Below are 26,531 nucleotides of genomic sequence, written 5' to 3'. Positions count from 1 at the left end.
CAAACACCGCACCCCTACGAATTATCGCCATTCCCCAAGCAAAGTAAAACCCGCCCAAGAATAAGGATTTCGCCACTGTTCCTGTTGCCAGAGTTGGAGTTGTGCCGCCCTTAAAGCTGCTGCCGGAGTTTTGCCTTGCTGCAACATCTCGCTGTAAAATTGCCTCATCAACAACGATGTCGCTTCATCATCAACACTCCACAAAGATACCACGACTCTTGCCGCACCAGCATACATTAGTCCTCTTGTCAACCCTACTAACCCTTCTCCCTGAACTTCCTGACCTAAGCCAGTTTCACAGGCACTCAGCACCACCAACTCGGCGGGAAAGTTGAGGTTGAAAATTTCGTTGAGTCGCAAAAAGCCTCTTTGCGGTTTGCCTTGTTTGTCTACTAAAGATAAAACTATTCCTGACAACTCTGGGTCATTGCTATCAGCGAAGCCGTGGGTAGCAAAATGCACCATTTGGTATTGACTGAGTTGTTTGCTAGTTGCCCAGTTATAGTTGGCATCAAAATCAAAAGCTTGTAAACTCCGATCTTTAGGTACAAGTTTGAGAATTTCTTGCGCCTCGTTGCGAGTCCCTTGCAGTCGTTCAATGTTGCTGCGGTTAACGCCTCTGGCTGACCGTTGCAGGGCAGACTCTTGTAATTGCAAATCAAGGTCATTGGTAGTATTTGCAGCTTTGCCGGTCACGCGTTCATCCGATGCGTTGAATACGGGGTCAGCAAGAATGGCTAGAGTTTTTGGGGCTTTGGCACGTCGCTGTATTTGTTGGCGAAGAATCGCAATTGTGGAAGCAGAAGGTAGAGTGATAATTTCATGGTTGACTACCAATGGTTGATAATCTGGTGAAGCTGTAGATTTTCCTGTGGTTAATGCAGCAAAAGGAATGTATTGCAACGCATCATCCCCAACAATCACTAAGCGTTTTTGTCCCAACTTATCAGCCACAGGTGCAATGATGAGTTTACTTAATTCATTGGCGGCTTTGGCGGTTTCTTCTGGGGAAACTCCCTGCATCCCTGGATTTTTTAAGTAGTTGTTGTACAAATTCTTGGCTACTTTTTCTATCTGTTCACGTCCAGGGAGTTCGTAAGTGTCGAAAGAATTGGGAGTGATAGCCCAAAGATAGCTGCGTCCTTCACCCAAGGAATACTGTAATAGTAGAGTATCTTTATCTAGTTGCTGTTGAATTTGAGGTAACGTCAGAGCTTCAGGATACTTTAAAGCAGCATACTCAGGGTTTTGATTGCGGATTTTGGTTTTGAGTTGTTGCTGTTGGTCGAGGAGATTTTTGACATCTTCAATCACAGCGATCGCTTGCTTTTGAGTATCATTTTTATTAGCTAGGTCTGAAAGTTTTTTCTCTTGAGCTTCGATGCGCCATTGCAAACTCCGTTCTTGTGCGAGTAATTTCGGGTCAACGTCTTTACGAATATCTACCCTAGCTTCAGTTAAAAGTTCTACCAAGCCCCTAGCACGAGAGCGCTCGCTAGCTTGCAGTGCCAAAGCGTCGTATCCTTTAGATGGATCTTTTTTGTGCAGTTGCATTAATAAATCGATGTAGAACTGGTAATACTTCTGGACAGTGGCAAAGTAGGAGGTACGCAGTTCTTGACTAGTGACTTTAGTACGTGTATCTTCAACGATTTTAATAGTTGCTTGAATTTGCGGGAGAGCAGTGGTAAGATTGCCACGATCGCGTTCCGTCACTGCCAGATTGTAGAGTGTGTCAGCTTCCTCTGTGCGATTGCCCAAATTTCGCCACAATCCTAATTGTTGATTGTAAGTGGCGATCGCTTGTTGCGGTTGCTTGAGTGATTTGTAAGTCTTACCGATGTTACCTAAATAAGTAGCTTCTGCATACTTATTACCTATCTTCCGCATCAAAGAAGTTGCCTGCACAGAGGCATCCAGCGCTTTTTGATAATCGCCCGATGCTTGATATACTACGCCTAACAAGGCAAGGGCACCAGCTTCGCCCAAGCTGTTTTTTTGTTGACGTGACAATAAAAGCGCTTGATTGGCTGTATCAAATGCCTTGGGATAATCTTTCAATGATTCATAAACTCTAGTGATGCTAATCAGTGTGGCAATTTCCTGAAAAGAATCACCTTGTTCGCGCTCCAACTTTAGTGCTTGGTTGTAATATTCCAGTGCTTTGGAATATTCTGCTGTTGTTCGGTAAACAGTGCCGATGTTCTCTAAAGTTTGCGCTTCCCTGCCGCGATCGCCTATTTTCTGAAATATCTCTAGTGCTTGATTGAAAGTTTCAATACTCAATTTGTAGTCACCCAATGCTCTATATACTAGAGCTATATCCTTGAGAGTATCCGCTTCTCTAGAACGCTCACCCACCTGACGGCTGAGATCCAGGGCTTGGTTGTATGAGTTGAGTGCTTGCTGATAATCACCGAATGATTTATAAATTCCCGCAATCAACGAGAGCGTAAAAGCTTCCCTGTCACGATTTTTGTTGGCACGCTGCAACACTAGTGCTTGGTTTAAGGAATTTAGTGCTTGCTGCTTTTCTCCCAATTGGTCGTAGACAAAGCTGATTAGATTGAGAACTTCGGCTTCTCCATAACGATCACCTGCTTTTTGCAATAGCGATCGCGCTTGGTTATAATATTCTATAGCTTTTTGAGGCTCGCCCAATGAATTATAGCCTCTAGCAATGCCCGTGAGAGTAAAAGCTTGATTTCTCAAGTTCAATGCTAGGGCTGTACCAGACAGATTTCCTTGAGCTTGCTTTTGCAGTTTCAGCGCTTGTTCGGACGATTCTAGCGCTTTTTGATACTCGCCCACAGAGAAATAGACAGTGCTGATTTGGTTGAGAACATCGGCTTGTCCAGTCAAATTCTTTGTTTGACGTTGAAGCTCCAGCGCTTGATTATAAAAGTCTAAAGCTTTTTGACGTTCACCCAATTGGGTATAGATTAAGCCCAGATCCTTGAGGATATCAGCTTGTTCATTGAGATTTTTCTGGGCACGCTCAATTACCAAGGCTTGATTGTAGTAATCAACTGCCTTCTGCGTTTGGCCTAATTGAAAGTAGATTTGACCAATACTGACTAACGTTTTTGTTTCAAAATCAGGTTTTTTTTCAGCCCGAAATAGTAACAGTGCTTGGTTGTAAGACGAAAGCGCTTTTTGTTTTTCACCCAAACTAGACAAGGCCCTTGCAACAGAACTAAGCATTACAGCTTCTCCAAAACGGTCTTTGAGTTCTCGCCTAATCGCTAGCCCTTGATTGAAAAAGTCTAATGCCTTTTGGTTGTCATTCTGGGTAAAGTAGAGAGTACCGATGCTCAAAAGTGTATTCGCTTCCCAATTGCGATCGCCTATTTGCCGCCAGATTTTTAGCGCCTGTTCATATTTTGCGATCGCTTGTTGTCTAGATGCTGCTGTACCTTGTTGATACAGCTTCTCTGCTTCGCTCATCAACTGCTGTGCCTGTGCAGCAGCTTGTTTAGTATTTGGTTGCGTTGTTCCTGATTGCTGTGCTATTTGCAACTTCGTATTTACTTGTCTTGCCCCTACCGCATCTGCTAGCAAAATCAAACCAAGTAAAAAAGTTAGACTATAGCGGGTAACATTTGCGAGATAACAGCAGAGAATATACGTAAACTTTACTTTTTTCATCACTTTGAGGACTTAGTTAAATAATTCGTAATTCGTAATGACGCGACGCTCCTGTGTCGCTCTAAGCGAAGCTATGCCGTAGGCTTTACGCTGACGCTATCGAGGACTCGCTACCGCTACGCTAACGTAATTAAGTTTTGTGTTGGGGTTAAATCCCCATTACAAAACTTGCCGATTATAGAACCGGGGGACTTAAACCCACGGAACTAGTTAATAATTACGCAAACAAAAATACTACCATTTGTAAATTATTTATTTGTCTTCAGCAGTAAGCTGTTCCACATATAACTTGCATAATTAGGGCGGGCAAGATGCCCACCCCACAAGAGTTTTATTTAATTTGATTATGTAATTTAGATGTTTTTTAGCTTATTGCTGAAAACTTATTGTTATTTTATGAATCTACCCAACAATACCTGTTGTGGTTGCAGTTTTTGCAACCAGCAAGTAAAAACTGTTCCCTACCTCATAGTTGCGATCGCGACTTATCTGGTATTTAATTAATCACTAATAATTACTGCATCTGTGCAAAAACCGTAAAAACCTCACCCCCCTCATCCCCCTCATCCCCTAGCCTCCGCCAAACACAACATCACCTCTCCAACCCACCTTGATGTTCACACTTCACATCTTCATGCAGCATATCTACCTCTGCAAGTCGAACTACATTTGAGCATTGCGGTTGAATGACTTGACTAAAAACTGCCCACACCAAGCTACGCGTTACATCCAATCCGGTTTTCAGCCAAGATTCACGATTGCCAGGAATGCCTTGCTCTGGCACAATCTCTGTCTCTACCCAAATGCCATGAGCGCCCAAAAGAATCTGCGCGAGCAATTTAGCTCTTGGTAAGTGAGTAGGAGAAGTAATCAGTCTTACCTTATGCGCTTTCCAAGCGTGCAAAATTGGAATACTATAGTAAAAATTTTCAAAAGTGGAATTCGCGCACTTTTCTAACCAAACGTTTTGTAAACTCGCAGTTTCCCGCTGAAAAATTAGCCATAAACAGCGATCCGCCGAACCGCGAGAAATTAAAATTGGCGTTTGTGGATGTTGTTTTGCCAATTTGGCAACATAGATTTCCCGGCTAATACTGCCACCAAGCACAAAAAAACTGTCTACTGGTTGGGAAACCGCGATCGCTAAGGTTATGGCCGTACAAACTAGCCAGATGCCCAAAAAAAAGCTTAATCCGTAAGCTAATATTTGTAACAATTTCCGTAGTTTAGCAAATTTTCCCTGAAAGCTAATAAGTAATTTAATATTAAATTTACGTTTCATGACTTAAGTAAAAAAGCATATTTGGTTACACTCTAAAAGTCCTGCAATTTACCTATCTAGGTGCTATCTTAAAAAAGTAATCTAAAATGCCGAAATGACGCTAATCAAAGTGTCACATCATTATTCTGGCCTTCCGGAAAAGGCAAGAAAAGTGAGAAATGGTTGTTAACAACAAATGCAGTAATTTCAGCATCCTAACAGAGTCAAAGGGTGAGAGGAGCATAGCTGAGTTTGGGGTATAAAAACTTAAAAATTTCTAGAAAGCCTGATTGTTAAACTGTCAACAACACAATTATTTCAGCTAAATATACATGAACCAATCTGCGAAAAGTTACTCACCGCTCCAGGTAGCCTTGATTGGTGGAGCGATCGCCACAACTGCTGCTTTATCCGTATTTGGCCCTGCTTGGACTCGCTGCGTCCGAGCTTCGCTAGCCATGCAAGATAGCCCAAAAACAATAGTTGATCAAGCTTGGCAAGTAGTAAACCGTGAATACGTTGATGGCAAGTTTAATCAACAAGATTGGCTAGCAGTTAGAAAAAGCTTATTAAGTAAAGAATATTCATCCACTGAAGAAGCTTACACCGCTATCCGCGAAGCTTTACAAAAATTAGGAGATCCTTACACTCGGTTTATGGATCCCAAACAATATGAAGCTTTAACCAGCCAAACCTCCGGAGAAGTCTCTGGAATTGGCATTCGCATGGAATTAAACGAAAAAACCAAGCGGTTGACTGTTGTCGAAGCTATAGATAATTCTCCAGCCCTGAAAGCTGGAATTAAAGCAGGTGACGTAATTGTGGCAATTGATGGCAAAGCCACCCTCAAGATGAAAGTGGATGATGCCTCAAAACTAATTCGCGGTAAAGCAGGTACTCCCATCACTTTGCGTCTGCAAAGAACAGGACGCAGCCCCTTTGAATTAAAGCTCACAAGAGCGAATATTGAAGTACCAACGGTGCGTTACACCCTGAAACAAGAAGGGAATCGGCGCGTTGGCTATATCCGTTTGCAAGAGTTTAGCGCCCATGCAGCCGAACAAATGCAACGAGCTATTCGTGACTTGAACAGCAAGAAAGTCGATGCTTATGTGTTGGACTTGCGGGGAAACCCTGGTGGTTTGTTGCAAGCAAGCATTGAAATTGCCCGTATGTGGCTGGATAATGGTGCAATTGTCAAGACGGTAGATCGACAAGGACAAAGCGACGAAACCAAAGCCAATCGCACTGCTTTGACAAATCGCCCTCTGGCAATATTGGTGGATGGTAATTCAGCTAGTGCCAGTGAAATTCTTACAGGAGCGCTCAAGGATAATAACCGAGCTGTGGTTGTAGGTAGTCAAACTTTTGGTAAAGCTTTAGTCCAGTCGGTTCATGAACTCTCCGATGGTTCAGGTTTGGCTGTCACTATTGCCCATTACTATACACCCAAGGGAACGGATATCAACCACAAGGGGATCACCCCAGATATTGAGCAAAAACTGACAGATGCACAAGAGCGGCAGTTGGCTTATAATCCAAACCTAGTGGGAACTAAGAGCGATCCGCAATATGCCAGAGCGATCGCAATTCTATCTACCCGCAACTATGCCCAACCTCCGGTAAATCAACCTTCTTCTTTCCAACCGATGAGTGTTCGCGCTAGAGATTTGCAATTTTAAATTGATATCAAACTTTTCAGATCTCCGGCTTCTTAAGAAGTCGGGGATTTTGTTTTTTATGGAATTAAATAAAATATAAATTAAGCTGACGGGTTGACATGTTGCACTATTTTTTGTGAGCTTCAAACATTTGGGATCGGGAATACTATTTAATAGTTACAAATCCCCCATCTCAGATTTATGAATAGTCAACCAGTCGATGCAACCACCATTCACAACTGCTTACCGCAGGTGTCGGTGGTTATTCCTATTTATAACGGTGAGACAGATTTACCAGACTTAATTAATTGTCTATTGTCTCAAAATTATCCCCAAGACCGTGTAGAGTATTTGCTAGTAGACAACAATAGTAGCGATCGCACTCTCACCATCTTAAAAGCAGCCGCTGAAAATAACCCAGTTACAATTCGCCCATTGAGCGAAAATCAAATCCAAAGCTCCTACGCAGCCCGTAATACTGGCATTCGCGCCGCTTCTAGCAAAATTATCGCCTTTTGTGATGCTGATTGCCGCCCACAACCTCAATGGTTAGATGCATTAATTAAACCTTTTGTCAATCCAGAAATAATAATTGTTGTGGGTGAAATTTTACCTCTACCAAGCAAAAATCTGCTAGAACAACACGCAGATAGGGAGCAAACTTTATCACAAAAGCATACTCTCAAGCATCCTTTTTGTCCCTATGGTCAAACTGCGAATTTGGCAATTCGACGCATCGCTTTAGAAAAAGCAGGTTTATTTCGTCCTTATCTTACCAGTGGTGGTGATGCAGATATCTGCTGGCGAATTTTGAGGGAAAATATCGGGTGTTTAGAATTTGCTCCCCAAGCGATTGTTCAGCATCGCCACCGCGCCACACTCCAGGAACTGCGAAGTCAATGGCAACGCTATGGGCGCTCAAATCGCTATTTGCACGAACTCCACGGTATAGATTTGATGCGAGAAATTTCCCTCAAAGAATGCAGCTATCGCTTAGCACGTTGGTTAGTCAAAGAAGTCCCAACAGCAAGTCTCAAAGCGATCGCAGGCAAAGCCACTCTTGTAGATTTATTAAATACACCCATCGGTTTGTTCACAGCCAGAGCGCGATACACTGGGCAACGTGACGCTAAATTGCCTGAAAATGCCAAGATAATTGACTGGTTGTGAGAATTTAATCGCTTGTATACAATGTATACACAATGCCATAACAAATGAAAAAGTTAAAATGTCTCAAAGCGAAGTTGTCACCGTTCGATTAACGCCAGAGATCAAAGCCAAACTTGATGCTCTTGCCCAAAGTACACAACGCAGCAAGTCTTGGTTAGCCGCAGAAGCGATCGCTTTGTATGTAGAACAGCAAAGTTGGCAAATTCAAAAGATTGAAGAGGCCGTGAAAATTGCTGATAGCCCACAAGCTAAATGGATTGCCAGCGAGGAAGTGGAGGCTTGGCTTGAGTGTTGGGGAACAGAAGATGAAAAACCTGCGCCATGCGTTTAGTTTTTCTCTCACTTGCTGTCGAAGATTTGGTAAGCATCCGCGAGTATATTGTTGATAATAATCCCTCAGCTGCTAGTCAGGTTAGCACACGTTTAAAGCAGATTATTAAAAAATTGATTGTCATGCCAAATCTCGGTAAACCTGGACGAGTTTTTGGCACAAGAGAATTAGTCACACCAAAGATTGGTAAAACTGTGTATGTGATAGTGTACAGAGTAAAGGAAACTCGCTTAGAGATTCTGCGTATCTTACCAGGAATGCGAGATATTGACTTTATTCTTGACCAAAGCGAAGAGAGCAAAGAATAATCAATACTCCATACTTGGACTCCACTTAGTACAAGTTCCCCATACTTCTTCTGTCAAAGACGCTACGCGTAGCTTGCTTAAGCGTAGCAGTACAACTTTGCTCGGTACAAGTTCTCGACAATAAATAACAATTGCTTGCCAACTTTCGCTAAATTGGAAAAAGGTAAACTCAAGGAAACTTTCAATGTCACCACAACTGTTACTGGTAGATGATGAACCGGGATTGCGGGAAGCCGTGAGAGACTATTTACAAGAAAGCGGTTTCAGCGTTCAAGTTGCCAGTAACGCCCGCGAAGGCTGGGATTTGATGCAACAAAATACACCTGACTTAGTAATTTCCGATGTAATGATGCCGCAGGTAGATGGCTATCAGTTCCTCAAGCAACTGCGAGAAGACCCCCGCTTTCAAGCGCTGCCTGTGATATTCTTGACTGCGAAAGGGATGACAGGCGATCGCATCCAAGGTTATCAAGCTGGTGTTGATGCTTATTTGCCTAAACCCTTTGATCCAGATGAGTTAGTGGCAATAGTCGAAAACTTGCTTGCTCGTCGTGCCACCACGCCTGCAACGACATCAGAAGAGACTGAAACTCATGATATTGCCGAATTAGCTAATCAAATTGCTCAAATTAAAGCATTATTGACTCAAAGAAGTGCAATTTCTCAATCTCCAGCTCCTTTTAAAATTGATTTGACTCCCAGAGAACAAAGCGTTTTAAATTTAGTAGCTGAAGGGTTGATGAATAAAGAAATTGCCCGTCGCTTAGAAACTAGCGTCCGCAACGTAGAAAAATACGTCAGCCGTTTGTTTAGTAAAACTGGGACTAATAGCCGTACAGAGTTAGTTCGTTTTGCTTTAGAACATGGTTTAGCTAAATAAGCTGAAATGGAACAGGGAAAACTAAATATTTTACGAATTACGAATTAATATTAGCTATTAATAATTCGTTTTATGGAAACATAAATATCTGGGAATGCCAGCGGTTGAATTATGCCTTCAGTTAGTGTAAGTTTAGTTGCGTATTCTCCATTTAAAATTTCTCGAAATACTACTAAATTTAGCTGTTTAAGATTGACAACCCAATATTCTAAAATCCCTACCTGGGCGTAGATTTGGCTTTTGGTTTCTAAATCTTTTTCTAAACTGGAGTTAGCATACTCAATCAACCAGAAAATATTTTCTGGATAAGGATGATGCTCTCGATACTCACGTCCTAAACGTTGGACAATAGCAATATCTGGTTCTGGTTCCGAGTCGTTGGGTAGGGTGATAGGCTTAGCTTGACGAATTTTGGCATAATCGCCCAATAATTTTGCTAGATACTCACCAGCTTCATCACTACAATAAGCATGAGGTTCGCCTTCTGGTGACATTTCAACGATTTCTCCTTGTAGTAGTTCAACCTGGCGATCGCTCAAAATGCCAGCGTCAATCATGCGATGATATTCATCAATCGTCCACTTCGCAACTATCACACTCATGACGATTAATTCCTCCCAATGTCTAATTCACTATTAGAAGATATCGCTAACTCAGTTTCAGGATCAAAAAAGTGAATTTTTTCAGCAGTTAGTGATAACCATACCTGCTCGCCAACACGCACTAATCGCTCAGATGGTATTCGGACTTGAAAATGGGGAGTGGGGAGTGGGGAGTCGGAAGTGGGGAAAGAGAGGTTTTCATGTTCTCCTGGTTCACCTAATCTGACAGACACAAAGGTATCATTACCAAGATTCTCTACTATATCTACTTGCGCGGGGAGATTTTTAGTAGCAGGTAAACTCAAGCTTAAATGTTCTGGACGAATCCCTAAAATTAGGGTTTGTTTGCCGTATTTTTGTAGGGCTTTTCCCCAAACTTCTGGGAGTGTGAGACGGAACAGAGGATGAGTAATTAACAGGGGAGCATGAAACTCTACAGAAATAAAATTCATCGGTGGTGAACCAATGAACTCTGCGACAAAGCGGTTAGCCGGATTGTTGTAAAGTTCCAACGGGGCTGCGACTTGCTGAATTTTACCCTCAGACATAATCGCAATCCGATCGCCCATTGTCATCGCTTCTGTTTGATCGTGGGTAACGTAAATCGTCGTTGTTCCTAGTTGGCGTTGTAACTTGACAATTTGGGCGCGAGTTTCCGCCCGGAGTTTGGCATCTAAATTAGATAGTGGTTCATCCATCAAAAATACTTGAGGATTGCGAGCGATTGCTCTTCCTAATGCAACTCGTTGTCTTTGTCCCCCAGATAATTGTTTGGGTAAGCGTCTGAGCAAAGCTTCAATTTGCAACAACTGAGCAACAGTACGCACCCGTTCATCTACCGCTCGTTCTTTTTGGGAAATGTAGCGTAGTCCCTTCGGTAGCGATCGCGTCATCCCTACGAAGAGATTTTCTGCTAAAGAGAGTGGGGAGTGGGGAGTGGGGAGTGGGGAGTGGTGATTTTCCCCCAATTGCCGACGACGCAATCCAAAGGCGATATTGTCGTACACCGTCATATGGGGATAGAGCGCGTAATTTTGAAACACCATAGCAATGTCTCGTTCTTTGGGAGGCAAATCATTAATCAAGCGATCACCTACCCAAATATTACCGCCAGTCATCACTTCCAGCCCCGCGATTAACCGCAGTAAAGTACTCTTACCACAACCAGAAGGGCCTACCAGCACCATAAATTCGCCATCTGCGATCGTCAAATTAATCCGTCGCAAAACATTTACACTTCCCCCACGTTCTGGTGCGGCATCGCTTTTCTTGCCAGCTGGGAGTTGAGTTTGTGAGGTTACGGCTTCCCCTTTGCGAGCAGGGAAAGTTTTATAAACATTTTCTAAAATAACTTGCGTCACGAGTAATTATTTATTGTCATTGGTCATTAGTCATTAGTTATATGACGAAAGATAGTTTAGCGCCCATGATACACGTTCCCGGTAAATACGAAAAGTTAAAAAAATAGATTGAATCACAAAAAGTAAATTACCCTTGATGCTAGGGCTGTTAGGAGGTGTTGTCATGAATACTGATGTACCCGCGAATCCTTCCCAAGACCCAAGTGTTAATCCTAATCATGACATTGTAGACGTACAAAACACAGATTGTTGCATTGTGGGTGGAGGGCCGGCGGGGGCTATTTTGTCTTTGTTGTTGGCGCGTCAAGGTATTTCTGTGATTTTGCTAGAAGCACATAAAGATTTTGATCGTGACTTTCGGGGGGATACAATTCATCCATCGGTGATGGAAATTATGGAGGAATTGGGCTTAAGCGATCGCTTGCTGCAATTACCCCACGCTAAGATGCGCCAAATCCAAGTGCAAACTCCCCAAGATACAATCACATTGGCAGATTTTAGTCACTTAAAAACTCGTTATCCCTACATTACAATGCTGCCACAGGTGAAATTCTTAGAGTTCATCACCGAACAAGCGCGACAATATCCTAATTTTCAATTGTTGATGGGTGCGAATGTACAAGAATTAATTATCGAAAATGGCGTGATTCAAGGTATCCGCTATCGTGGACATGGTGGTTGGCATGAAATTAGAGCGATACTCACCGTGGGTGCAGATGGACGCCACTCAAAGCTTAGGCAACTGGGTGATTTTACATCAATCGAAACCTCACCACCAATGGATGTGCTTTGGTTTCGTCTACCCCGCCATGCAGGAGATCCTGAAGCGGGAATGGGGCGCTTTGGGCAAGGACATATTTTAGCAATGCTTAACCGTGGTGATGAGTGGCAAATCGCCTATGTGATACCCAAAGGCGGCTATCAACAATTACGAGCCACTGGTTTAGAAGTATTAAAAAAATCCGTAGTTGAAATAGTGCCAGAATTTAGCCAACGCATTTCTAATTTACACGATTGGTCACAAGTAGCCTTTCTCTCAGTCGAGTCTAGCCGCGTCAAGCACTGGTATCGTCCAGGACTGCTGTTGATTGGTGATGCAGCTCACATCATGTCTCCTGTTGGTGGAGTTGGCATCAACTATGCTATTCAAGATGCTGTAGTAGCAGCGAATATACTTAGCAAGCCACTTCAAAACAAACATGTAGAACTCAGTGATTTAGCCAAAGTCCAACGCCAGCGTGAGTTACCCACACGCATTATTCAAGGATTTCAAACTTTTATTCAAAAACAGATATTTGCCCCAATTCTCAGTTCAAATCGTGCCTTTGTTCCGCCTCTTTTATTACGCTTACCCATCTTGCGTGATCTTCCAGCCCGGTTAATTGCTTTAGGCGTTTTCCCGGTTCATGTGCAAGGGAGTGGGGAGTAGGGAGTGGGGAGTGGGGAGTGGGGAATTGGGAATTATCATTTGTCATTGGTTATTCTCCGCGTCTTTGCGTCTCCCTCATCCCCCTCATCCCCCACTCAGCACTATTTCGGTAATCAGTTTTTGAATTTTAAATTTTGAATTCTGCAATAAAGTGGTACAATTATACTACTCATGCAGAATTCAATCCTCGTTCTAGTCAGGTGTAGGTGACGAATAGTATCTCAGATACTTTTCTAAGCGATCGCCTGGCTTTTATGCTAGAAAAGACTCAAATCAAGGAATCAACTTTAGAATTATAAAAAATGTAAACTATTGAGTCAAAGTATTAATTATTTTCAATCAGCGTTTTTCTAATCAGGAGGTATGGTAATGAACAACTGTGTTTTGATGGCGGAAATTATTCAAGAGCCACAACTACGCTACACAGCCGATAATTTAGCTGTTACAGAAATGCTTGTACAGTTTCCCAATTCTCAGCGAGCAGAAGACTCGCCAGCGACGCTGAAAGTTGTCGGTTGGGGTAATTTGGCCACAGAAATTGAGCAAAAATATCATCAAGGCGATCGCGTCATTCTAGTAGGGCGCTTAGGTATGAATACTATTGAGCGTCCAGAAGGCTTTAAAGAAAAACGCGCTGAATTAACAGTACAACAAATTCAAGCCGTTGGTGGCAGTTTCAGTACTGATCCCTTACCAACAATGAACCCACAAGCCACAGAAACCACTCCACGACAACCATCCTCAGAAGTAGCATCTTCCCCAAAAAATGCTCCTAATTACGAGGATTCACCACGTCCCGCAGCGACCCCAGCAACAAATAATACTAGCGTCATTCCTCCAGCACCAACACCCGAAACCACAAATTATCCCCAACCAACACCAGAAGACCCCAGCATGGACGATATCCCATTCTAGGTATCTATTTTTACAATTTAGTTTGAAGCTTTCATCATCTTGACATCCTGCCTATCCTGATATTTATGGATTAGGCAATTTGATTTTACTAAATAAATATACTCAATTGTGGCAATATCTTGGCAACTTTTACGACAAAATTAACAATAATAACTAGTAAAAGGCGTATTGTTGAGCTTGTAGACTATGATCCTCAATAGTCTCAGATATTTTCTGAAATCAAAAGCATCATTGCAAATAAATTGGAAGATTTAGCTTAGCCATAGAACATATTGGTAGCACTTCAGTACCTGGTCTAGCGGCAAAACCAATTATTAACATAAATGTAGTGATAGCATCAAACAATCAACTTTCTAAAAATTTAACCTCCCAAACTCTTATTCTCTGTGTCTCTGCGGCTCTGCGTGAGCATAATTCATTTTTTCACTCAGCAACACCCAAAACCACTGTTAAAATCAGATAAATTTCAGCCAAGATTAATACCCGACTCCCATGAGAGAAAATGTCCTAGAAGTTCGCAATTTACAAGTTGAGTTTTCCAGCGATGGTGACAGCATCAAAGCTGTAGATAGTATTTCCTTTCAGTTGCAAAGAGGTGAAACTTTAGGAATAGTGGGAGAGTCGGGCAGCGGCAAATCAGTAACAGCACTAGCTGTGATGGGTTTATTACAACCCCCTGGCAAAATTACTGCTGGTGAAATTTGGTTTCGTCATCAAGAGAACGCTACACCACTTGATTTAGCAGCATTACCTCCCAAACAAATGCAGCTACACCGGGGTGGCGATATCGCCATGATTTTTCAAGAACCGATGAGTTCACTCAACCCAGTTTATACCATTGGGTTTCAAATTACTGAAGCAATAATGCGGCATCAAAATGTATCAGCCGCTGAAGCCAAACGAATTGCGATCGCAGGTTTGCAAGAAGTAAAATTATTACCTAGCGATGAACAGATCCGCAACCAATATATTGAAACTTGGGATCAAATCAATGCAGATTCACCAACTATAGATGAGCAAAAAATAGCACAGTTGGTCAAGCAGCACAAAGAATCAATGCTAGAACGCTACCCTTACCAACTTTCTGGTGGTCAGTTGCAACGGGTAATGATTGCGATGGCAATTTCTTGTAACCCATTATTGTTGATTGCTGACGAACCAACCACCGCCTTAGACGTCACAGTCCAAGCAACCATCATCGACTTGTTGCGAGAACTGCAACAAAGCCGCAACATGGCAATGATTTTCATTACCCACGACTTAGGATTAATTGCAGAGATTGCCGACCAAGTAGCGGTAATGTACAGGGGTAAAATTGTCGAGTACAACGCAGCAGAGCAAATTTTTAGCAGTCCTCAGCATCCATATACTAAAGGCTTAATTGCTTGTCGCCCTACACTTAACCGTCGCCCTCAAAAATTACTCACTGTTGCTGACTACATGAGTGTAGAAGAAACAGCAACAGGACAATTAGTAATTCAGGCAAAAGAACCACCACAATCTCAAGAAGTCAGCACCGAAAACATCAATCAAAGATTAGTAAATCTGGAAAAAGCACAACCTCTACTCCAAGTTCGGGATTTAAAAGTTGGGTTTCCAGTCAAAGGTATATTTGGTGGGACAAAACGCTATTATATGGCCGTAGATGGCGTTTCTTTTGATGTTAAACCAGGGGAAACATTGGGTTTAGTAGGAGAATCTGGTTGTGGTAAAACCACTCTTGGCAGAGCCTTACTACTATTGATGAAACCTATGAGTGGTCAAATCATCTTTGATGGGCAGGATATTACAGAAATCATCGATGCATTTGGTTATCAGCCTTCAATATCACTATCATTTAATGACTCATTCATGTCACGAGATGATATGAAATTGGGGATAAATTTGCAGATGGGGTTGAAAAAGCGCAAAACCTTCAAAGGGTACAGAATGCCCAAATTGCGGCGGGAAATGCAAATTATTTTTCAAAATCCTTTCAGTTCCCTTGACCCCCGCATGAAAGTAGGAGCTGCAATTATAGAACCTTTGGAGATTCATGCCATTGGTAACAGTAAAAAAGAACAACTCGATCGCGCCGTTTACCTATTAGAAAGAGTAGGATTAAATGCAGACGCAATGAATCGTTATCCGCATCAATTTTCTGGAGGTCAACGTCAGCGGATTTGTATCGCCCGTTCCTTAGCATTAAACCCCAAATTCATTATCTGTGATGAATCTGTTTCCGCATTGGATGTATCGGTACAGGCGCAAGTATTGAATTTATTGAAAGAACTACAAGCAGATTTTCAACTCACCTATATCTTTATTTCTCACGATTTAAGCGTGGTGAAATTTATGAGCGATCGCATTTTAGTGATGAATCGCGGTAAAATCGTCGAGCAAGGTACGTCCGAAAGTATTTACCAAGAACCTCAAGAAGAATACACACAAAAATTAATTGCCTCAATTCCTACTGGTAGTCTCGAACGCGTGCAAAATCGGCAGGTTAAGGTTTTGTAAGTAGCAATTAGATTTTTATTGAGCATGTTCGTAGCAGTTCTGAGCTACGAGATAAAGCAACTTAAATAATTCGTAATTCGTAATGACGCTCGAGGACTCGCTACCGCTGACGCTAACGTAATTCGTAATTAACAAAACGTTGCAATTACACTACTCTCTGTGCAATTCTCAATTTAGCAGAACGCGATCGCGGATTTCTCGCAATTTCCGTTTCATCAGCAATAATTGGCTTTTTTGTCAAGACTTTTAACGAAGGTGAATTTCTTAAACCATGCTTGACTAAACGGTCTTCTAAGCTGTGAAAACTGATGATGGCAATTCTGCCGCCAGGGACAAGGGCGTTTGGTGCTTTTTCTAAAAAGGTTTCTAAAGACTTTAACTCGTCATTGACGACAATTCGCAGCGCTTGAAAAACACGAGTAGCTGGGTGAATTCTACCATAACGGTATTTGGGAGGAACACAAGAAGCGATCGCCTCTGCTAATTCAACAGTCGTGTGCAACGGGCGTCTTTCTACAATGCGTCTGGCAATTCGCCGCGATAATCGTTCCTCACCATATTTAAAGAAAATATCGGCTAATTCCCGCTCATCCCACGAATTTATCACATCAGCAGCAGTGAGCGATCGCCGCCGATCCATCCGCATATCCAAACTCGCAGCGTGACGAAAGCTAAAGCCCCGTTCCGGCTGGTCGAGATGGTAAGAACTCACCCCCAAATCAGCCAATATCCCATCATAACTAGCAGACGGAAACTTATACTCAGCAAAGTTACTGAGGATAAACTCTAGACGTTCTTCATACTCAGCCAACTGCTTCTGTGCTGCCGCCAAAGCATCCTCATCTTGATCTATTGCCACCAGACGCACATCCGCATTAGCTTCTAAAATGAGGCGGCTGTGACCACCACCACCCACCGTTGCATCCAAATAATGCCCGCCGGGACGCACAGACAAACCCTCAATCACCTGCCGACTCAAAACTGGTAGATGAAAAAATTCCTGTGCTTCAATTCCCTGAATCTCTAGCTCCATATAATAGTTGAAGAAGTGCAACAAAATGAAACATCAAATCAAATCCACGCTGCCTCCCTACCTTCAACATACTCCTGTATGAGCAATACATAAACTATTGCTCTACAGCCCTGATTTTGGCTTGGCAGGCTTAAAAATCGGGTCTGGTTGGCATCTAACGCGGTTCAATTCCAAATTTTCACAACGGGAGAACACTCAAATCTATGGCTAGAATAGAAACCCGCACTGAACCCATGGTGCTGAATATGGGGCCACACCATCCCTCAATGCACGGGGTTTTGCGGTTAATTGTCACCCTGGATGGCGAGGATGTGATTGACTGTGAACCAGTCATCGGCTACCTGCACCGGGGAATGGAAAAAATTGCTGAGAACCGCACTACTGTAATGTACGTTCCCTATGTTAGTCGATGGGACTACGCAGCGGGAATGTTTAATGAAGCCGTCACCGTCAACGCCCCAGAAAAGCTGGCTGGCGTCGCTGTTCCCAAACGCGCTAGCTACATCCGCGTCATCATGCTGGAGTTAAACCGCATCGCTAACCACTTGTTATGGTTTGGCCCCTTCCTAGCTGACGTAGGCGCACAAACTCCCTTCTTCTACCAATTCCGCGAACGGGAGATGATTTATGATTTGTGGGAAGCCGCCACAGGTTATCGGATGGTCAATAACAACTACTTCCGCGTTGGTGGCGTAGCAGTTGATTTACCCTATGGTTGGGTAGATAAGTGTCAAGAATTCTGCGATTACTTATTACCTGTAATTGATGAGTATGAACGTTTAGTCACCGATAACCCCATCTTCCGGCGGCGTGTTGAGGGGATTGGTACCATCACCCGCGAAGAAGCACTCAACTGGGGGCTATCTGGCCCGATGTTACGTGCATCTGGGGTCAAATGGGATTTGCGGAAAGTTGACCATTACGAATGTTACGATGACTTTGACTGGGAAGTACAATGGGAAACCACCGGAGATTGCTTTGCCCGTTACGTAGTGCGGATGCGGGAAATGCGCGAATCTATAAAGATTATTAACCAAGCGATTAAAGGACTTCCTGGAGGCCCTTACGAAAACCTCGAAGCCAAGCGCCTAGCCGCCGGGAAAAAATCAGAATGGGATGCCTTTGATTATCAGTACATTGGTAAAAAAGTTTCTCCTTCCTTCAAGATTCCTAAAGGCGAAATCTATTCTCGTGTAGAAAGCGGCAAAGGTGAACTAGGAATTTATTTGGTTGGTGATGATAATGTCTTCCCCTTACGCTGGAAGATTCGCCCAGCGGATTTCAACAACCTTCAGATTCTGCCTCATTTGCTACGGGGAATGAAGGTTGCAGATATTGTGGTGATTCTCGGTAGTATTGACGTGATCATGGGATCAGTAGATAGGTAAAAAATCCATCCAAGTACTTTTTTAGAGCAGTTGCATTGTAATACAACTGCTCTATTTTTTAGCGGTATTAATAATCAACAGTTAGCTGAAGTGTGTTAGGACTAGTGTCCATAACGCACCCTACAAAATTAAGCTTTTAATTCACACAAAACTTTAAAGATATAATTGAATTATTTTAGGAGTAATTTTTATGGTTACATTATCATCTAATATTTCTTTAACAGAGTTTCTGCAATTACCAGAAACTCAACCAGCTAGCGAATATATTGATGCAAAAATCTATCAAAAACCAATATCGCAGGGAAAACATAACAGAATCCAAACTCGTTTATCAACGGAGATTAATCAGGTAAGTGAACCTAAGAAAAAAGCTTTAGCATTAACTGAGTTACGCTGCACATTTGGAGGACGTTCTTTAGTTCCAGATATTGCTGTATTTGAGTGGTCACGGCTTGTTGTTGATGAAGATGGAGAAATTGCCAATAAGTTTGAAATTTATCCAGATTGGATAATTGAAATTTTATCACCCGAACAATTTCCTAACCGTGTGATTGATAAAATTATTTTTTGTATTAATCATGGGACAAAATTAGGTTGGTTTATTGACTTTAATGACAAATCGGTGATGGTATTTCAACCTAATAAATTGCCAGAAGTAAAATATAATAATGATAAACTGACTGTTCTTAATGAATTAACAGATTGGCAAATTACGCCAGCAGATATATTTAGTTGGTTAAAGGTTAAATAGAATAAAACTTAATCGTGCAAATTCATCCTCACTCCGAATTTAATCCTGCATTGTGCGTAGCAATAGCCCATCGTATTACCACTAGTTCTCAGCAGCGAATTACTTTTGCTGAATTTATGGATATGGTGCTATATCATCCTGAACATGGCTATTATTCCAGCAATGCAGTCAAAATTGGGTTTCAAGGTAGCGATTTTTTTACTTCTCCCAATCTTAGTAATGATTTTGGCGAGTTACTAGCAGAACAATTGTTGCAAATGTGGGAGACTTTAGAGCGACCAGTACCATTTTCTCTCGTAGAAATGGGAGCAGGTCAAGGAATTTTGGCATCGCATATCCTCAAGTATTATCAGTTAAAATTTCCAGATTTTTTTGCTGCACTAGAATACATCATTGTTGAAAAGTCCCCAACCTTGAAGCAAGAACAACAACAACGCTTACAAGAGTTTGCTGTACGCTGGTGTAATTTAGAAGAGATACCATCTAACTCAATTACTGGTTGTTTTTTCTCAAACGAATTAGTCGATGCCTTTCCAGTACATCAATTCATTTTGGAAAAGGGGGAAGTGCGAGAAATTTATGTGGTAATGGGGAGGGATGAGGGTGATGAGGGAGTAAAAAAGCTGGGGGAGAAAGATAATTTCCCAATTCCCCATTCCCCATTCCCTACTCCCCACTCCCCTATTTCATTTACGGAAGTCATCGGGGAACCCTCTACACCGCAACTGAGGGAATATTTCAATTTGGTGGGAATTGACATTACCTCAAAAGCTTATGAAGATGGTTATCGCAGTGAGATTAATTTGGCTGCTCTTGATTGGTTGAGTATAGTAGCAGACCGCTTGCAACACGGCTATGTGCTAACAATTGATTATGGCTATCCCGCCAGCCGTTATTACAATCCCAGGCGATCGCAAGGAACGTTACAGTGCTATTATCAACATCGTCATCATGACAACCCATATATTAATATCGGGCGACAAGATATTACTGCCCATGTTGACTTTACTGCTTTAGAACACTGGGGTGAGCGGTGCGGTCTACATAAAGTTGGTTTTATACAGCAGGGATTATTTTTGATGGCCTTGGGGTTAGGCGATCGCATCGCCGCTTTATCATACCAGGAGCAACCCCTCTCACAAATACTACAACGGCGGGATGCACTACACCAATTTCTAGCCCCTACTGGACTAGGTAACTTTGGAGTTCTAGTTCAAAGCAAAGGCTTGAGGGATAAAGAAATTCAACAACCACTTAAAGGATTGACCCTGCCAGAGCGAAAGTAAATCTCAAAAGTTAAAACTCTATTTAAGAATGCTGGATTAGTGTTATTTAGACTAGCATAACAGTGATTACTGTGATTCCAAAAATCTTAGGAAAGTCATAATTATGTCTGCACATGACTTGTTAATGTTAGTAACATTACTTACTCCTGGTATCTTACTTTCAGTTCTGATTATGGTGACTTTTGCTGCTGGTGGCTGAAGTAATCAGTTAACAGTGATAGCTATTCACTGTCAACTGTTAATTGAGTATTTAAAGGAACATAAAAAATGAAGGTGGCATTTCTGCGTACTGGACTAATGGGACTACCAATGGCGCAAAGATTGTTAGCCGCAGATATACAGCTAGTTGCCTATAACCGCACCCCAGAAAAATTAGCCCCATTACAAGCAGCCGGCGCTGAAATTGCACCACATCCCCGCCATGCAATTCGTGCTGCTGAGTACATTGCTATCGCTGCGAAGCGCGTAATTCGTAATTTAATGTAATGCGGGCGATTATGGGTCTTGTAGCTTTTGTATTTCTGTTTCAGGTAATCCGGTAACTTGGGAAACTTGAGCGATCGCTATCCCAGATTGTAGTAAATTTTGTGCTACTTGTCGCAGTTGCTGTAAGGCTTGTTCAAGTTGCTGTAGGGCTTGTTCTTTTTGTGTTCGTTCTTGTTCTACTTGCTGTAAAGCCTGTTCTACTTGTTGCAGGGCTTGTTCTTTTTCTGTGCGTTCTTGTTCAGCATCAGTTGGCATCCAGTTGCCTTGGGAGTCACACCAACGTAGCCAGAGGCGAGAAATCCCCTCAAACTCTCCTTCCCATAAACCCAAGGCAATTTCTAATTCTGGAATCCAAATACGCGGATTTTCTGCATCTAGTAGTTGTTCTTGATATTGCCCACCTACCAATTGAAAGAACTGGACACGATTTGTGTAACGACTAAAAACAATGTAATAAGGTATACGCAGTATTTTTTCATACACTTCCCATTTGGAGGGTGGTGTATCTTTAATTTCTCCACCATTTTGAATTTCCTCTCTAGGTAACTCCCGCTTTACCACTAAATCAGATTCAGCATAGATACCAAGGTCTTCACTTTCAGTACCAGGAGAGAGTAACTCAACAACAACGAAAGGGTTTCTCCGTTCTTGCCATATCACGTAGCTACGTCTTAAATCTTGTCCTGCATATAAACGCGACACTCCAACAGCCAAAAACCAATCAGGGCGTTTATGCCAGAGGGGATGCTCTAAATCGTAGTACAGATTTAAATCTGAACCTATGAAAAATTGGTCTGGTTGATAATTACTCAGACGCAGACTACGCCTCAAAAGTTGGGGTTGGAGTTCATGAAATTCATCAGGCAAACCAGGCTCCTCTGGATCTTCACTGGGAAGATCATACATTGTCGGCAGGGTCTGCCAAGGAGGAAGCGGCGGATCAGTTTGAGGAACAGGAAAAGAACTCATATGTTAGGGAGTGGGGAGTGGGGAGTAGGGAGTGGGGTAAGAAAGTGTTTATTTCATTTGCGTGATTTTTAATACCTATGCAAAACGCCTATTACTTTCGATGTGCGATCGCTTATCTCAACCTCATTGATCTAAACTCTCACAAATTAATTGATAGAAAAAATCCTAATTTCAATATTTTATAAATTCGACGGCAATTTTAGATATTAATCCAAATTATTTAAACTTAACTTCTGTTAAACGTTCTTTATTTTACTTTGCTTTCCGTAACAAAGATACAGTTATTTACAGCGCTAGAATCTTTTCAGCGTGTAAATTCTTGCCAGCTAATTATTAGTACATAACTGTTTACTAAAGTCAAGTAGGATTAGACCCTTCAGCAGGATTGGAACTATAAGCCTTCATGATACTAAAAGGTTGACGGATACAAACCTTATAGTGTTATAACGGCATCAGTTCTAGATGCAAAATGATTAACCCTAAATTAATGACTAATTACTCATGCTTGGGAAAAATTTAACTTGGCTTCTAAAGTAAACCCCAATCGGACACAGTTGATAAGCAATGCCTGAATATTTTTAAGTGGGTGGGTCAAGAGTGATGAATGAAGCTGACGCCTCAAAAAACAGAGCTGTGATGGAATCCCTAAATTCTGCTAATTCAACACAACTAGAGCAAGTGAGTTGTCCCTTTTACTCAGTTGTGCCTAACGAAAATATGGCAATTTCTCAATTGCCACTGCTCAAACCAGCTGAAGATACACAGCCTCAGAACGAAGTTCCGCAGTATCCGGAGACTAACACTCAGCAGGACTGGGTTGCAGAACCTGACAGCGACAAACAAACACTCATTGACTCAGAATTTCAGAAGTTGCTGACATTAAACGAAGAATTGCGTGCTGATAACAGCGATTTATATAAACAAGTTGAGCAGTTAAAAGACGACCTAGCTGAGTCGGAAAAAATGTTGCAGTGGCAGAAAACACGCTCCAGCGTTACTGAATCCATGCTCAACCAACATAATCAGGAACTGGCAGCAGCTCAAGAACAAATCAAGTCTTTATTTCAACAGCTAGAAACTGCTGTACAAACTGTTCAACGCCAAGAAATTTTTATTGAAACCTACAAAGCCCAATTACAAATTAGTCAACAACGCTTGGCTCAGTTAGAGCGGGAATGTTCGTTGCTGCAAACTAATTATAGCGACCAGTCTCAGCAACTTTTGCAATCTGAAACTGCTTGTCGGGAATTGCGTACTAGACTGATGCGACAACAGCGGCAGACTTTGCAATTTAAAGCCGCTTTAGAAAAATGTCTAGATACACCCGTCCCTAGCTATGACTCTTCAGACGATAACGCCGAACACCCCCAAGACATAACCAGCGGACAAGGCAGATTCTCTAGAAAAGCTCGATCTTTGTTTCCTAACGCACAGCCAATCAAAGCTTGGTCAGCAGAACCAGAGTCTTTGAATAATTCCGATCATCTTTGGGGTGAAACATCAAAACCACCCTCATACAAAATCAATCAACCTGCTCCGACTTCTGACTCGTCTCCGTGGACTTGGACTAACAAGGAGGACGACTCAACACCAGTACAACCAGATTCTTCACCAGAAGTTGATGATCTAAATATACAGGAAGATATTCCATTTTCTAGTTCATCAAGCCTAGATCAGCAATTAGATAGTCTAATTCAAATGTTTTTCGCGTCTCAGCAGATATCTACATCATCGCCATCTGTTGAAAAAACAAATGTAGACAATAATATAGGTGAACCTATTGTCATACCTGTGGAGAATGACAAAAATGATGCAGAACCAGAAGCTGTATCAAAAGATGAGTTTGAGGAATCAATGGCAGCAAAAGTGATTCCTCCCTCAAAATTGAGTGTAGAAATTAATACTCTTGTAACTACCTCGACCTCATCTGACGCTGAAACAATTGTTGAGGAAACAGATGATTATTGGGCGGAAATCTCACCAATAATAGGGACTGATTTATCTCAAGATTCGTCAGGAGATGATGCTAATGACAGCAATCCACCTTCACCTGTGGTTTATCCACAGCGTCCCCCCAAAGGACGTAAATCGTTAGCATCTGTGGAACTGCCGAATTTTCGACAAAATAGCCAATCATAAACAGTGTGTAGTAGTGGCGTGTCTAGCCTTAAATGTTGCATTAAAAAGAACTCTTGTGGGATGGGCGTCTCGCCCGTCCGTGGCGGGCTTTCCGTCCCACCCCACAAGAAAACTTATTACATCATTTTAGCCTGCTCGCACTACTACCAAATTAAAGCTTTTAATTCACATTAGGCGTTAATTCAAAATTCTCGCTTCTGACTTTTGGATTCTAGTTTCTGGACTAACTTTTGTGAGTTGACGCGATCGCGGTTTGCCTGCGTTAATAGCATAATTAATCGCTAATAGTCGCAACCATAACGCCGGGTATCTCGGTTCTAACCAAGAATTTATCCGGTTGAGAAAGTGGGGAAACCATGCACCTAATAAAGTGCTAACTAAAGCGTGACGACCAAAGTTAAAATAATTACCCAACCACCGGAATAAATCCTTTGGCCCGGCAAGTTGCCAAATCCATAGAAGTAGCGCCGGGTTTTTTCGCGCTGCCTTGATTGCTAGGCGGTTAAAGGTAAACCAATCACACCTATCTTTGATAAAGTTATCTGCAACCTCTAAGGGTTCATCAGCCAATAGCCCAAAGAAGGTATTAAGCATAGCATTAATTTGCTGCGGTGCTAAGAATTTTCCCGTAGGTACCATCATGCCTTTGGAAAATAGCCAAGTCACGGAAACGTTGCTTTGGTAAGCGCGAATTCGGTTTAAGTGTGAGGAACTCAACAAGTCATGCTTTAGGGCAGTATGTAAAAGTGTGGTTAAACGCTCTAAGTTCCGAACTAGGGAACCAAAACCAGTAAAGACAAGGGGAGACTGGAGTGATGCAGCATCACCAATCGCAATTAATCTATCAAAAGCAATTGTGCGATCGCTACTCCCAACACTAAAATGTCCCGGTATATACCCAAATGTCGGCTTTTTCCACACCAGCTGATCCATATCGCACCTGCGATACTCTGGCAAGATAGTGAAAAAATCTTCGTACATCTCCAACAAAGAACCAGGATTCTCCCCATTGACTTCGTGGTAGTGAAATAAATAAATCGTTAGTTCTTCACCAACTCCAGGAAATAATTCCCAAATCAACTGTCGCCCACGGGAGATATCGCCGTGACTATAAAGCACGTCTCCATATTGAGAATCCCAAACTCCCGGCTCAAATCCCTGGTCAATTACTGCCCCCACCGTCGGACACACACTATCAAAAGCCCGACCTCCATTTAATTGCCAAGCAATGGGAGATGCAGTTCCCATCGCATCCACCAGCAACCGCCCACTTACTTGCTTTTCAGTTTGACTCGGTAAATGCTTGACTGTAACGACAACTTGTGAATTACTAATATCTGCACGGATGAACTCTGTTTCATCCCAGATTTCACCACCTGTTACTTGTAGCTTTTGTCCACATAATCGCAGCCATTTTTCCGAATCTAAAGCTAAATTCAGTACTGTGGGTGTGTGTAAGACAGGCGATCGCAGTTTAGCAGGATTATTGCCGTCAAAAAACTTATTAAATCCGTCTTTATATTCCCTAGCAATGATACTTTCCAACTCGGCAGGAGTTACCAAACCCAGATTAACCAAGCTTTGAATCTCATCGCGAGAAATATTCCACTCCCGATTCATCCGCCCAAAAGGCATTCGTTCCACCAACAGCACTTTATATCCTAATTTCGCCATCACCGCCGCATGAATTGCACCCAACGCGCCGCCGATGTAGATGATGTCGTAGGTGGGGGATGGGGAGGATGAGGGAGATGGAGAATTACTCTGTGTGCTTATCCCCATTCCCAATTCCCCATTCCCAATTCCCCATTCCCGATTCCCAGAAAAAACCACCTGACGCGGTTGTTGCGGATTCCGTACTCCTTCGCGCCAGCGTTGTTCCCACCAATAAGCACGCTTGAGGTCATATTCACCGTTGGGCATTTTTTGGAAATACTTGACGGTGAGGGGGTAATAGGGGGCTAGGGCTGCAAAAATCGATTGCTGGGATAAATCAATTGCTGGGGGTTCTGGGTAGTGATGGGGAAAACGGCTTCTGATTGCTGTCGTCAAGCGTTGTAAGATTCGACTCTCACTAGGAAATGCTTGGTCTGCCCAACGAAACACTTTTAAATAAGTAGTTCGCTGCACCGACCAGACAAATACCGACAACTCAACGGGTAATTTTTCGGAAATACCCCCATTACTAGTTGTAGTTGCTGTGGTAATTTTGAGGCGAAAACCTTCCGGGGTCAGCACCTTTTCCCCACTCCCTGGCTCAAAATCTGTTTGTAGCCAACTACGCACCGCTGCTATATCCGCAGTTGGAATTTCTAAATAAAGAACTTCTCTCATCTTTCCTTGACATCTCCGCTTAATCTATTCACTTAGACAGATTTATTAAAGGCAGAAAATACGTTAAACTCCGCCCTATC

Annotated in this window: 20 protein-coding genes and 1 pseudogene; 14 read left to right on the top strand and 7 right to left on the bottom strand. The window is 42.4% G+C overall.

Annotated features, from left to right (window positions below; genetic code table 11):
* Positions 1 to 21: 21 nt before the first annotated feature.
* Together AC5JMF_RS26495 and AC5JMF_RS26490 are read right to left on the bottom strand one after the other, a co-directional pair.
* Positions 22 to 3,648 (bottom strand): tetratricopeptide repeat protein, encoded by a 3,627-nt coding sequence (locus AC5JMF_RS26495; RefSeq protein ID WP_495798689.1) that lies wholly within the window; start codon positions 3,646 to 3,648, stop codon positions 22 to 24.
* A gap of 592 nt (positions 3,649 to 4,240) precedes the next feature.
* Positions 4,241 to 4,930, bottom strand: coding sequence for a YdcF family protein (locus AC5JMF_RS26490; RefSeq protein WP_495798688.1), 690 nt, complete (start codon positions 4,928 to 4,930; stop codon positions 4,241 to 4,243).
* 311 nt (positions 4,931 to 5,241) lie between these two features.
* Here AC5JMF_RS26490 and ctpB point away from each other — a divergent pair, with 311 nt between their 5' ends.
* The 5 genes from ctpB to AC5JMF_RS26465 all read left to right on the top strand — a co-directional run bounded on the left by ctpB (position 5,242) and on the right by AC5JMF_RS26465 (position 9,259).
* Positions 5,242 to 6,591 (top strand): carboxyl-terminal processing protease CtpB, encoded by a 1,350-nt coding sequence (gene ctpB / locus AC5JMF_RS26485; protein ID WP_495798687.1) that lies wholly within the window; start codon positions 5,242 to 5,244, stop codon positions 6,589 to 6,591.
* Between the two features lie 180 nt (positions 6,592 to 6,771).
* A complete protein-coding gene (locus tag AC5JMF_RS26480; protein WP_495798686.1) occupies positions 6,772 to 7,740 on the top strand; it encodes a glycosyltransferase family 2 protein in 969 nt (322 codons plus the stop codon).
* Between the two features lie 58 nt (positions 7,741 to 7,798).
* A complete protein-coding gene (locus AC5JMF_RS26475) occupies positions 7,799 to 8,071 on the top strand; it encodes a CopG family ribbon-helix-helix protein (protein ID WP_495798685.1) in 273 nt (90 codons plus the stop codon).
* Positions 8,062 to 8,379, top strand: a complete 318-nt coding sequence (locus AC5JMF_RS26470) for a type II toxin-antitoxin system RelE/ParE family toxin (RefSeq protein WP_495798684.1) — start codon at positions 8,062 to 8,064, stop codon at positions 8,377 to 8,379. Before AC5JMF_RS26475 ends, AC5JMF_RS26470 begins: the two co-directional genes overlap by 10 nt.
* 184 nt (positions 8,380 to 8,563) lie before the next feature.
* Positions 8,564 to 9,259 (top strand): response regulator transcription factor, encoded by a 696-nt coding sequence (locus tag AC5JMF_RS26465; RefSeq protein ID WP_495798683.1) that lies wholly within the window; start codon positions 8,564 to 8,566, stop codon positions 9,257 to 9,259.
* A 50-nt stretch (positions 9,260 to 9,309) separates the two neighbouring features.
* Here AC5JMF_RS26465 and AC5JMF_RS26460 read toward each other — a convergent pair whose 3' ends face one another.
* Together AC5JMF_RS26460 and AC5JMF_RS26455 are read right to left on the bottom strand one after the other, a co-directional pair.
* Positions 9,310 to 9,861, bottom strand: coding sequence for a Uma2 family endonuclease (locus AC5JMF_RS26460; protein ID WP_495798682.1), 552 nt, complete (start codon positions 9,859 to 9,861; stop codon positions 9,310 to 9,312).
* Between the two features lie 5 nt (positions 9,862 to 9,866).
* Positions 9,867 to 11,222, bottom strand: a complete 1,356-nt coding sequence (locus AC5JMF_RS26455) for an ABC transporter ATP-binding protein (RefSeq protein ID WP_495798681.1) — start codon at positions 11,220 to 11,222, stop codon at positions 9,867 to 9,869.
* Between the two features lie 163 nt (positions 11,223 to 11,385).
* Between AC5JMF_RS26455 and AC5JMF_RS26450 the strand changes: the two genes are divergently transcribed.
* The 4 genes from AC5JMF_RS26450 (at position 11,386) to AC5JMF_RS26435 (ending at position 16,065) form a co-directional block, all read left to right on the top strand.
* The gene (locus tag AC5JMF_RS26450; protein WP_495798680.1) at positions 11,386 to 12,651 is read left to right on the top strand and encodes an FAD-dependent oxidoreductase; all 1,266 of its coding nucleotides are present in this window, start codon (positions 11,386 to 11,388) and stop codon (positions 12,649 to 12,651) included.
* A gap of 369 nt (positions 12,652 to 13,020) precedes the next feature.
* Entirely contained in the window at positions 13,021 to 13,566 is a 546-nt protein-coding gene (locus AC5JMF_RS26445; protein WP_495798679.1) for a single-stranded DNA-binding protein, read from the top strand.
* 241 nt (positions 13,567 to 13,807) lie between these two features.
* Positions 13,808 to 14,029, top strand: a complete 222-nt coding sequence (locus tag AC5JMF_RS26440) for a GrpB family protein (RefSeq protein ID WP_495798714.1) — start codon at positions 13,808 to 13,810, stop codon at positions 14,027 to 14,029.
* Between the two features lie 29 nt (positions 14,030 to 14,058).
* Positions 14,059 to 16,065 carry an ABC transporter ATP-binding protein gene (locus tag AC5JMF_RS26435; protein ID WP_495798678.1) on the top strand — a complete coding sequence of 669 codons (2,007 nt, stop codon included), beginning with the start codon at positions 14,059 to 14,061 and terminating at the stop codon, positions 16,063 to 16,065.
* A gap of 145 nt (positions 16,066 to 16,210) precedes the next feature.
* Here AC5JMF_RS26435 and rsmH read toward each other — a convergent pair whose 3' ends face one another.
* Positions 16,211 to 17,098 (bottom strand): 16S rRNA (cytosine(1402)-N(4))-methyltransferase RsmH, encoded by an 888-nt coding sequence (gene rsmH / locus AC5JMF_RS26430; protein ID WP_495798677.1) that lies wholly within the window; start codon positions 17,096 to 17,098, stop codon positions 16,211 to 16,213.
* A gap of 203 nt (positions 17,099 to 17,301) precedes the next feature.
* Here rsmH and AC5JMF_RS26425 point away from each other — a divergent pair, with 203 nt between their 5' ends.
* The 4 genes and pseudogenes from AC5JMF_RS26425 to AC5JMF_RS26410 form a co-directional block, all read left to right on the top strand.
* Positions 17,302 to 18,486 (top strand): NAD(P)H-quinone oxidoreductase subunit H, encoded by a 1,185-nt coding sequence (locus tag AC5JMF_RS26425; RefSeq protein WP_495798676.1) that lies wholly within the window; start codon positions 17,302 to 17,304, stop codon positions 18,484 to 18,486.
* Between the two features lie 190 nt (positions 18,487 to 18,676).
* On the top strand, positions 18,677 to 19,237 hold the full coding sequence (locus AC5JMF_RS26420; RefSeq protein WP_495798675.1) for a Uma2 family endonuclease: 561 nt from the start codon (positions 18,677 to 18,679) through the stop codon (positions 19,235 to 19,237).
* A 14-nt stretch (positions 19,238 to 19,251) separates the two neighbouring features.
* Positions 19,252 to 20,523: a class I SAM-dependent methyltransferase gene (locus tag AC5JMF_RS26415; RefSeq protein WP_495798674.1), complete on the top strand. Its 1,272-nt coding sequence runs from the start codon at positions 19,252 to 19,254 to the stop codon at positions 20,521 to 20,523.
* 267 nt (positions 20,524 to 20,790) lie between these two features.
* Positions 20,791 to 20,976, top strand: a pseudogene (locus AC5JMF_RS26410) (NAD(P)-binding domain-containing protein); the annotation flags it as partial.
* A 42-nt stretch (positions 20,977 to 21,018) separates the two neighbouring features.
* Here the strand turns inward: AC5JMF_RS26410 and AC5JMF_RS26405 are convergent.
* Positions 21,019 to 21,978, bottom strand: coding sequence for a Uma2 family endonuclease (locus AC5JMF_RS26405; RefSeq protein WP_495798673.1), 960 nt, complete (start codon positions 21,976 to 21,978; stop codon positions 21,019 to 21,021).
* Between the two features lie 600 nt (positions 21,979 to 22,578).
* On the opposite strand from AC5JMF_RS26405, the gene AC5JMF_RS26400 reads away from it, so the two are divergent.
* Positions 22,579 to 24,117, top strand: a complete 1,539-nt coding sequence (locus AC5JMF_RS26400) for a hypothetical protein (protein WP_495798672.1) — start codon at positions 22,579 to 22,581, stop codon at positions 24,115 to 24,117.
* 177 nt (positions 24,118 to 24,294) lie between these two features.
* Here AC5JMF_RS26400 and AC5JMF_RS26395 read toward each other — a convergent pair whose 3' ends face one another.
* A complete protein-coding gene (locus AC5JMF_RS26395) occupies positions 24,295 to 26,451 on the bottom strand; it encodes an NAD(P)/FAD-dependent oxidoreductase (protein WP_495798671.1) in 2,157 nt (718 codons plus the stop codon).
* Positions 26,452 to 26,531: the final 80 nt, after the last annotated feature.

It is taken from the genome of Desmonostoc vinosum (genome assembly GCF_059505385.1).
Note: the sequence above shows the minus strand (reverse complement) of the source record. Positions and strands in the feature narration are given on the sequence as shown.

Excerpts from the sequence above, each read along its gene's own strand:
- AC5JMF_RS26395 (WP_495798671.1), bottom strand. The coding sequence starts at position 26,451 with ATGAGAGAAGTTCTTTATTTAGAAATTCCAACTGCGGATATAGCAGCG.
- rsmH (WP_495798677.1), bottom strand. The coding sequence starts at position 17,098 with ATGGAGCTAGAGATTCAGGGAATTGAAGCACAGGAATTTTTTCATCTA.
- ctpB (WP_495798687.1), top strand. The coding sequence starts at position 5,242 with ATGAACCAATCTGCGAAAAGTTACTCACCGCTCCAGGTAGCCTTGATT.
- AC5JMF_RS26460 (WP_495798682.1), bottom strand. The coding sequence starts at position 9,861 with ATGAGTGTGATAGTTGCGAAGTGGACGATTGATGAATATCATCGCATG.
- AC5JMF_RS26400 (WP_495798672.1), top strand. The coding sequence starts at position 22,579 with ATGAATGAAGCTGACGCCTCAAAAAACAGAGCTGTGATGGAATCCCTA.
- AC5JMF_RS26490 (WP_495798688.1), bottom strand. The coding sequence starts at position 4,930 with ATGAAACGTAAATTTAATATTAAATTACTTATTAGCTTTCAGGGAAAA.
- AC5JMF_RS26425 (WP_495798676.1), top strand. The coding sequence starts at position 17,302 with ATGGCTAGAATAGAAACCCGCACTGAACCCATGGTGCTGAATATGGGG.
- AC5JMF_RS26465 (WP_495798683.1), top strand. The coding sequence starts at position 8,564 with ATGTCACCACAACTGTTACTGGTAGATGATGAACCGGGATTGCGGGAA.
- AC5JMF_RS26405 (WP_495798673.1), bottom strand. The coding sequence starts at position 21,978 with ATGAGTTCTTTTCCTGTTCCTCAAACTGATCCGCCGCTTCCTCCTTGG.
- AC5JMF_RS26420 (WP_495798675.1), top strand. The coding sequence starts at position 18,677 with ATGGTTACATTATCATCTAATATTTCTTTAACAGAGTTTCTGCAATTA.
- AC5JMF_RS26495 (WP_495798689.1), bottom strand. The coding sequence starts at position 3,648 with ATGAAAAAAGTAAAGTTTACGTATATTCTCTGCTGTTATCTCGCAAAT.
- AC5JMF_RS26470 (WP_495798684.1), top strand. The coding sequence starts at position 8,062 with ATGCGTTTAGTTTTTCTCTCACTTGCTGTCGAAGATTTGGTAAGCATC.
- AC5JMF_RS26480 (WP_495798686.1), top strand. The coding sequence starts at position 6,772 with ATGAATAGTCAACCAGTCGATGCAACCACCATTCACAACTGCTTACCG.
- AC5JMF_RS26475 (WP_495798685.1), top strand. The coding sequence starts at position 7,799 with ATGTCTCAAAGCGAAGTTGTCACCGTTCGATTAACGCCAGAGATCAAA.
- AC5JMF_RS26450 (WP_495798680.1), top strand. The coding sequence starts at position 11,386 with ATGAATACTGATGTACCCGCGAATCCTTCCCAAGACCCAAGTGTTAAT.
- AC5JMF_RS26445 (WP_495798679.1), top strand. The coding sequence starts at position 13,021 with ATGAACAACTGTGTTTTGATGGCGGAAATTATTCAAGAGCCACAACTA.
- AC5JMF_RS26435 (WP_495798678.1), top strand. The coding sequence starts at position 14,059 with ATGAGAGAAAATGTCCTAGAAGTTCGCAATTTACAAGTTGAGTTTTCC.